The organism is Psychrobacter sp. UBA3962 (assembly GCF_002385225.1).
Taxonomy (GTDB): domain Bacteria; phylum Pseudomonadota; class Gammaproteobacteria; order Pseudomonadales; family Moraxellaceae; genus Psychrobacter.
This window is the reverse complement of sequence record NZ_DGDC01000015.1, coordinates 1-8,110: the sequence shown is the minus strand read 5'-3', so window position 1 is coordinate 8,110 and position 8,110 is coordinate 1. Positions and strand designations below refer to the sequence as shown.

Annotated in this window: 7 protein-coding genes and 2 pseudogenes; all 9 read right to left on the bottom strand. The window is 44.2% G+C overall.

Annotated elements, in window-relative coordinates; genetic code table 11:
• A pseudogene (locus B3S92_RS04185) lies at positions 1 to 1,848 on the bottom strand (hypothetical protein); the annotation flags it as partial.
• Positions 1,845 to 1,994: a hypothetical protein gene (locus B3S92_RS04180; protein WP_190272724.1), complete on the bottom strand. Its 150-nt coding sequence runs from the start codon at positions 1,992 to 1,994 to the stop codon at positions 1,845 to 1,847. The gene B3S92_RS04180 and the pseudogene B3S92_RS04185, both read right to left, overlap by 4 nt.
• 10 nt (positions 1,995 to 2,004) lie before the next feature.
• Positions 2,005 to 2,397 carry a hypothetical protein gene (locus tag B3S92_RS04175; RefSeq protein WP_296203002.1) on the bottom strand — a complete coding sequence of 131 codons (393 nt, stop codon included), beginning with the start codon at positions 2,395 to 2,397 and terminating at the stop codon, positions 2,005 to 2,007.
• A 9-nt stretch (positions 2,398 to 2,406) separates the two neighbouring features.
• Positions 2,407 to 3,000 (bottom strand): hypothetical protein, encoded by a 594-nt coding sequence (locus B3S92_RS04170; protein WP_296203000.1) that lies wholly within the window; start codon positions 2,998 to 3,000, stop codon positions 2,407 to 2,409.
• Positions 2,987 to 3,964 (bottom strand): hypothetical protein, encoded by a 978-nt coding sequence (locus B3S92_RS04165; RefSeq protein ID WP_296202997.1) that lies wholly within the window; start codon positions 3,962 to 3,964, stop codon positions 2,987 to 2,989. Before B3S92_RS04165 ends, B3S92_RS04170 begins: the two co-directional genes overlap by 14 nt.
• Complete coding sequence (locus B3S92_RS04160) at positions 3,964 to 5,217, bottom strand: hypothetical protein (RefSeq protein ID WP_296202994.1); 1,254 nt, start codon at positions 5,215 to 5,217, stop codon at positions 3,964 to 3,966. Before B3S92_RS04160 ends, B3S92_RS04165 begins: the two co-directional genes overlap by 1 nt.
• Before the next feature lie 56 nt (positions 5,218 to 5,273).
• The gene (locus tag B3S92_RS04155) at positions 5,274 to 5,711 is read right to left on the bottom strand and encodes a hypothetical protein (protein WP_296202993.1); all 438 of its coding nucleotides are present in this window, start codon (positions 5,709 to 5,711) and stop codon (positions 5,274 to 5,276) included.
• 101 nt (positions 5,712 to 5,812) lie between these two features.
• Positions 5,813 to 7,621, bottom strand: a complete 1,809-nt coding sequence (locus tag B3S92_RS04150) for a hypothetical protein (RefSeq protein WP_296202992.1) — start codon at positions 7,619 to 7,621, stop codon at positions 5,813 to 5,815.
• A 195-nt stretch (positions 7,622 to 7,816) separates the two neighbouring features.
• Positions 7,817 to 8,110: pseudogene (locus B3S92_RS04145) on the bottom strand (hypothetical protein); the annotation flags it as partial.

The window sequence follows — 8,110 nt, the reverse complement described above, 5'->3', positions numbered from 1 at the left end:
CTCTTTTAACGTATCAGAATCAACATCAGCGCCATTGATTAAGTCAGTGATCGCTTTGGTTAGCTCGTTTTTAGTGGCATACTCATTACGAATAGCCGCATCTTCCGCTTTACGAGCCGCGCTTTCTGCACTGATAGTGCTTTGTAGCAGCTGGTTAACACCTGCCAGCTCGCCGCGAATGGCCACGTCTTCCGCTTTACGTGCGCTCTCTTCTGCAACAACCGAGGCTTGTAGTTTTTGGTCTGTGTTAGCCAATTCACCACGAATGGCTTCGCCTTGTGCCTTGCGTGCATTTTCTTCTGCTGTAACAGCCGCTTGTACCTGGCTATCAGCTTGTTTGAAATCTGCACGAACAGCTGCTTCTCTAGTGTTGATTGTGCTTCTAAGCTCTTCTCTAAGATTTTGATCAGCAATAGCAAATTCACTGCGAATAGCAGCATCTTCTACCTTACGGATAATCTCTTCTGCTTCAATGCCGCTTTGTAGCAGTTCATCGTACTTAGTAAACTCGCTACGCATAGCGGTTTCTTTAGTGTTGATCAATGCTGTCAAAGCTTCTTTGTTCATGGTATCTGCATGAGCAAATGCTGTGCGAATTGCTGCATCGTCTGCTTTGCGATTGGCCGCTTCATCCTCAATAGATGATCTAAGCTGGGCGCTCTTAGTGTTAATAGAGTCTGTTAGCTCTGTCTTGGCTAAGCTAAGCTCTTCACGGGTTGCTTTAACCTCATCAATTTCAGCTACCTCTTTTTCAAACGTGGCTTTAGCTACTGCATCAATGTTATTGCGTGCAATCTCTTTGTTAGCCGCCTTGAATGATTGAGCTTCGGTAGCACTTACCAATCCCTTATCGGCTTGAGCTAGGGCAGTAATTTTGTCCGCAAGTTCTTTTAAAGAGTCTGAATCGGCGTCTGCACCGTTAATTAAATCGGTGATCGCCTGGGTTAATTCAGCCTTAGTTGCGTACTTGTTACGGATATCGGTATCTTGTGCTTTACGGGTGGCCGCTTCTGAATCAATCGCTTTTTGTAGCTCTTGATCAGCTAAGGCAAACTCGTTACGGATAGCCGTATCTTCTGCTAAGCGTTCAGCTGCTTCATCTTCAATGGCTTTTTGAGCCTGCTGGTTAGATTCAGCAAGTTCACCGCGAATGGCTGTATCTTCTGCTTTTCGCGCTTCTGACTCTTCTTTAGCTTCTTGTTTTAGGGCTTGAGTAGCTTGGGCAAGCTCACTACGAATGGCCGTATCAGCCGCGTCAACTGCGCTTTTAAGCGACTTGTCGGCCGCTGCAAACTCACTGCGAATTGCTGCGTCTGCTGCGTCAACTGCCTTTTTCAAGTCTTGGTCGGCTTTGGCAAACTCACCACGGATAGCTTTATCTTCGGCTTTACGAGAAGTTTCCTCTGCGCTGATAGCCGTTTGTAGTTGAGTTTTGGTTGTTTGGATTGAGCCTGATAACTCTGTTTTAGCCTGGTTAAGCTCGCTACGTGATGCCTTGTCGCTATTGATAGCACTAATTTGTTGAGCAAAGTTTTCATCTGCTTCTAACAAGTCAGCGATCTTATCGGCAAGCTCTTTTAAGGTATCATCATCTTCATCTGCACCGTTGATAAGATCAGCGATAGCTTTTTGTAGCTCTACCTTGCTGGCAAGCTTAGCAGCCTCTTCTTTGGTGGCGTAAATCTCGCCAGCCTCAACAGTTGCTTTTTTAACCTCATTAACAGCACTTACAATGCTCTTTTTATCGCCAGTTGTAAGATTGTCAATGCTACCAATATCTTTACCGATACGGGTCGCAAGTTCTCTTACGTCTGCGTCTTTACTAAGAATAACGCCCTTGATACTCATAGTTGTTCTTCCTCTTTACTTTCGCCTGATTGCTCATAATCAGCAATGTAGCTGCTACCTAATTTAATATCGTCAACCTTTAAGGATTGCTGGCAGGCTTCCTCAAGCTCTTCGATTTTCCCCTCTTCCACCAGAACATACGCCATAAATTAACTCCTATTGCTCGTTTTGGCCTTGTTGATAATCAGGAATATAACCATCGTCACCGACACTCATATCACTGTCTTTGATAGTCTTGTCTAAGCAATCAGTTAAGCTGCTCAAGTCGGCTCGCTTATAGCTACTGCCCACTCGCATAACCCAAACTTCACTCAATCCACTGTTTAGCGCGTCCTCAATAGCTAGGAAACTAGGGTTTGCCACATCACGGCCCAGAATGGCTGAAAAATTGCCTTCATTGACCTTAAATGGGGTACCCATAACGCCACGTTTGAACCGACCAACGATGATACCGTTCGTGACGTTTTGAAGTTTCGTGGATTCTGTCTTATCAATAACATCACCACGCTGGACACCAACAGCGGTTTTTAAAATCTTAGTTGTGATCATATTTCCGCCTTAGTTTTTCACTTCTTTTTGTAGTAGGAATAAAAAGCGATTATCCCTACCCATGCCTATGCGATACAAAGTTGTATCACCCTCTAATACCTGCAACTTATGCTCTGTTCTATACTTTTCACGCTGATATCGACAACAAAGCGTTGAGTCTTTGACGTAAGCAAAGATCACATCAGACGTACTATCAGTTGCATATCTATTGTCATCTAAGGCCACCATAGGGCTCTGACTGCCTTTTATTGAGGCTGTAACAGTTCCAGAAAGCGAACCATTGTGGCCCACCCATAGCTTCGACTCCAAGCCAGCTTGGTAAGCTATTACCAGGTTCATATTGCGATCAAAAGCCACTGAAACCGATGTTATGCCCTTGTCAGTTAGAACCCTATCAGGGCTTGACAGGTCGGTACGCTGCAAAAAGATAGCTGCACCGTCCGTCCATACCTGCCAGACAAAACTTGTTATACCTTGAGTGGTATTGCCTATATCAGCCCCGCCTAAACAAAACGCGCGTGTATCAGGGTGTTTTCTATCCCTTGGCTCCTTTAGATCTTCAAGCCATTTTCTAACACGCCTAATTTTGTTATTCGGTAACATTCAGCTCGCCCTCATAGCGCGCCCAGGTAAAGCGAATTGGCACTGTCAAGGTGTCGTTTTTAGATTTAGGGATCGGCTCGTCATCATCTTGCGATCCGTACTGAATTTGATAGTTACCCATGGTGGTAGGCGCTAATATGCTTCTAACCGGAAGGCGTGCATCGTCTAGGCCAAAAAAGATACTCATATCACGCGTGTATGTACCTTCTACATAATCACTAAGGGTTACGCTAGAGGCCTCACCCATATCAATGCTAGGCATGCTAGATACATCACCAATGTCGCCTGCGTATGAAAAGAAGTCGGCATAAGACTCTGATCCGTTTTCAATATCTTCTGCAAACACCATGCCTACTTTAGATTCATAGCCAGCTCCATCATCACCGATACCTGCTAAACGGCACTTAGCGTTATAAAGCTTTTCGCCTCCGATATCGTCGGTAATCTTGATAGAAAACTCTTTATCTGCCAGATCAAAGATTTGCCAGATGCGGTAGGTGATCTCTAGCACTTCATCTTCTTTAAGCGTGATTGTGATTGGCTCACCTTCTGCGCTTTTGATTAATGCCCTGGTGCAAAGATGGTAGTCATCTTCACTGACAAACTCACTAGCCAGCCCAACTTCTGAAACAGACTCGCCGCTGGCACCTTCAAAGCGATAGGTAGTAGAACGCCATACTTTAAATTCATCATCACCAAATAAATACGGCTCTGAACCACTACTCTCGGCCTCTATCGAAGTGTGCACATCAACAAAGCTAATAAGCTGTGTTTGGCTGGCCTCCGGTGCGTCATTACCACTACCAACCAAGCAATAAGCAAAAATATCATCGCCATGATCACCGCCAAAGAAATCTAGGCCCGTATCAAGAAACATATTCTTTTGGTAGCCAGTATCTTGAACGGTTGTGCCGTCCTTTTTTTTGACAATGCAACGCAACTCGCCTGCAAAACCTGTTTTCATTATCCAATCCTCTGTGTTGTAAAGATATTTAGTGGCTCAATAATTGGGGTATAGCCGTCCTGGGAAATATTTATATCTATCTTCTCAAAATAAACCTTGACTGCATCTAAGATCTCAACTTCAACCGAATAACCCCTATCTAGCTCAAAACTGCCTGCAAGGTAGTTAATAGATTCAATATCTAGCTGCTCTAAATCAGTCGTATAACCGTCGTTTAATGTTGCGTATTGGCCTTTGTCCGTTAAGTGAACATTCAATACCTCAATGGCTGGCAAGTAACCGCTATCAACCTTGATATCAACAACGCTTAATACTTGTTTTAATACTAGCGATAAAGGCTCAAATTGCGCTTGGTAGGCTTCGGGCTCAATAGCTGTTTCAACCAAGACATTCAGCATGATTAAGTCTAACAAGGTATAGTTTTGCGTATAAATGCCTGTTCCTACATCCACGCTGCTAACCTGTAACACTTGCGATAATTGAGCATCAAGTATTTCAGCTTGAGGCATGTACTTTGAGTCAATATCTTTTTCTTTGATTTTGGATATACGCTCAATATTTAGCTGCTCGACTGCTGCACTGTAACCATACTCATAATCAAACGCTTTAAAGCCATAGCTTAACGATGCCGGTAGCACCTCAACGCCAGGTTTATAGCTGTCTATAATTGGTACGGGCTGTTTAACCACTGACCCTAAATGGCTGTGTAGCAGCTTAATTTCAGGCTTGTAACCGTCTTTAAAGGCAAACGCCTTGCCAAATGTTGTCCTTTGGGCGTCAAGATGCTTTATGCCAGGTAAGTACGCATCAACAAGGCCATTTGCTTTTTTGATTAGCGATTGCAGTTGAACGTCAAGCAATTCAACTAACGGCTGGTAAATATCATCTTTAACTACTGGGATCGGGTATAAATTACTTTCAAATGCTATCTGCTCAAACGTTTTACCGTCTGTAACTTCCGAACCATCACTAAGCTTTGTTATCGGCCTACTAATACGCAAGATCCACAATTCAGCGGCTCCAGCGATAAAAGCATCTTCAACGATGGTATAACTTGGATTGGACTTATCTTCGCCTAATAAGGCTTTGTAGTTTATTGAGTTAACTTTGAATGGCTTATCGGTACGGCCTCGCTTAAAACGGCCCACAATAACGCCATTGGGATTGATTGACGGCACATTCGGGCCAGTGTTGCCAGACACTTCATCTTGGCTGATGCCTACTGCACGTCCTAAAGTCTTGCTGTTTAACATTTAGCCGCCCTTAGCCAAAAGACGGCTGCGACGCAAAGCACCACAGCCTATGGGGTTTAACGAATTACTAAAACTTTTCCACGTGTTGCGTTGATCTGTTCGATATTGCGTAACACTCGTTCTTTAGTAACCCTTGGCTTGAGTTCAATTACAGCTTCTTCACGAGCGTAAAACAAAGTGCGGCTATGTGGCTCATAAAGGTTGTATGCACCATCGTTATAAACCGTGATTTGCTCAAACTCTTCCGCTTCCGCTTCTACTTCCACTTCTACTTGCACTTCCTCTTCCGTTTCTACTGGCTCAAGATCATCTTGTTGAGCGTCAAGAAATCGCCATATTAAAGCGTCTTTACTATCGCTTGAGCGATAAGCAACGCCCAGGCCTTTAAGCTCTGCTTGCAGCTCTTTAACTGTATAAGTTTCATCAACTTCTGCATACTCAGGGTTGATAACAAGATCTGCTAAATTGCCTGGTACTTGTTTTGGTTCTGTCATAATCAGCCTCATGTTTTTGTCAAAATAAAGGCCTTGCTGCCACAGACAACAAGGCCAGTTTTAGCCATACAACGTGGCGGTCACATGGCTAAGTTATCGAATTAAAGTGATGGTAAATTGCGTAATTCAATTAACATGCACTGATTGCGATAACGCGGGATTGGGTTAGCTTCTGCTGCCATACGGTTATAAACCGCTACGTCTTTTTCAAACGCATTGGCTGATGATGCTAGAACCATAGTTGGAACTGCCACAGTACCTACGAATGGTGCTTTGGCTGGTGTCGTTGCACGTGGCACCATTAACGCATAGCCACCTTGGGTTAATTCATCTTCGTTGAACACGCCCATAGAGGCTGGCACGTAATAAACGTTTGCACCGGTGTTTAACTGGCCAATACGGTAAATTGAGTATTGATCGCCGTACTGTTCGCCGGTTGGAGTGTAGTCATCACGGCCCATAGCTTCAAAGAACGCTGCACCACGGTCTGACACGTATAAGTCGTACTGACCAATAGCTGTGTTAGTGATGGTTGATAGTGAAGTACGTGCTTTACCTAATACCACACGGATATTTGAGTAAAGATCGGTTAGGTTGATATGAGTCAAGCCAGCGATATCAGCGTCGAATACTTTGACGTGCTGCTCTTGGTTGGCTAAACACTGGTTAACTGCACCACGTAATAAGCGGCCGTTTTGCTCAAAGTTGTATTTGTTGATAAATAACATTTGAGCCGCTGCGTACCAGTTGATACCTAGCTCATTTTGTAGCTGGGTGATCGCGTCGATAGTAGCGGTAGAACGGGCACGGCTTGGGTAAGCGTAAACGCCATAGTAGCTAAACTGCATATCGTGGCTTGGGGCACGTAAAATGTAGTCGCCTTTTTCGTCTTTACGCTCATAGTCAAATATTAGCTCAACCTCTACTTCATCTGCACCTGGGGTAGCACCGTCGGTAGTGTCAAACGCAACTTCAACTGTATGGCTGTCAAGGTCTGCAACTGCAGACTTAACGATAAAGGTATCAGCGCCTAAAGTAACCGGTTCAAGCGGCTGTAACGTGCTCTTACCGCCAAAAGTTGGGTGGCTGCGATGGTTATCGTTAGCAACTTCAACGCCGCGAACTTTAATACTTACACGCCCGCCTAAGAATGGGGCTTTGATAGAGTCTTTATCTACAACAAACTTGGTAGTTTTGTTGTCACGAATTTCTTTGGTGTACGCAACATGAGATTCAAGGGTAAATTTGCCGTCGCCTGCATCCTCCATAACCAATAGATGACGGTTATCGAAGTATGGTAAGCCTGCTTTTTCACCGTCGATTAATTCACCACGGCGCATAACGCCCATATCCATGCCAGCGGTACCTTCACCAGCAACGATAGGCACTTCGTTTGAGCCAGTTGGGTTAGGTAGCATTGAGATTAATGGTAGGCTGTTTGCAATGCCCATAGTAATAACAACTTGTACGGCAGCTGGTACTACTGATAGCGCTTCATGGTGGCTAAATGATAGGCTGTCGAACGCTGGATCATTATCATCGCCGCGATGTGCGTTTTCAGTAAATGCGGTAGCAGCTGATAAAGCTGATTGCACAACTTCTACTGGTGGCATATCGCCGCCGTTACGACGTTTATACTCGGCAATACCATCACGTAATCCGTCGAATACCGCTTGCTTGCCAGCATTGGTAGCTGCAATGTTTTGAGCCTCTAACAGTTTTTGCAATGACTCAGGAATGGCCTGCAATCCCATTTCACGATCATGCGAGTTAGCAGCGATCATTGAGTCAAATTGTGCAACGTCAGATTGTTTGGCATCAAACTTAGCAAATTCACGCATAAACTGGCGTGTTTTTGTAAGCTCATTAGAAACAACGGATAAATGTTGTTTGGCTTGTTCTTTATTCATAAGGGAGTTCCTATCGTCATTGAAAAAAATTAAACATATCCGATAGGGTTATATTAAGACTCGCCTAGACACCCTTTTTAGGGGTGTTCCAATAGCAAAAAACCGCCATTTAAGGCGGTTAATTGGTGTTGCTGGCAGGTTTACATCAAAAAGGTTAAGAAAAACACCAGTACAAGGTTAATTGCGTCTAAAACCTTACTTGTACGGTACTTCCACATCCTCAATTTCGCTTTCATCAAACGCATCTAAATATTCCAGGTCAAATCTTTGGTTTAGTAGGTACCTATGGCCATGACTCACCAACAATGAATTACCAACCACGCCCACGCACTCATGGTATTCCTTATGGTTGTTTAATAAGAAACAAAACAGGTCGCCTTTTTTGGGGTTCCAGTCCGGTCTCATTCTTATGCGATCATCGCCTTCCAAATCAATATCGTAAGGCTCAATCAATACCATTGAGCTAAACTGCTCTGGGGTGATAAACAT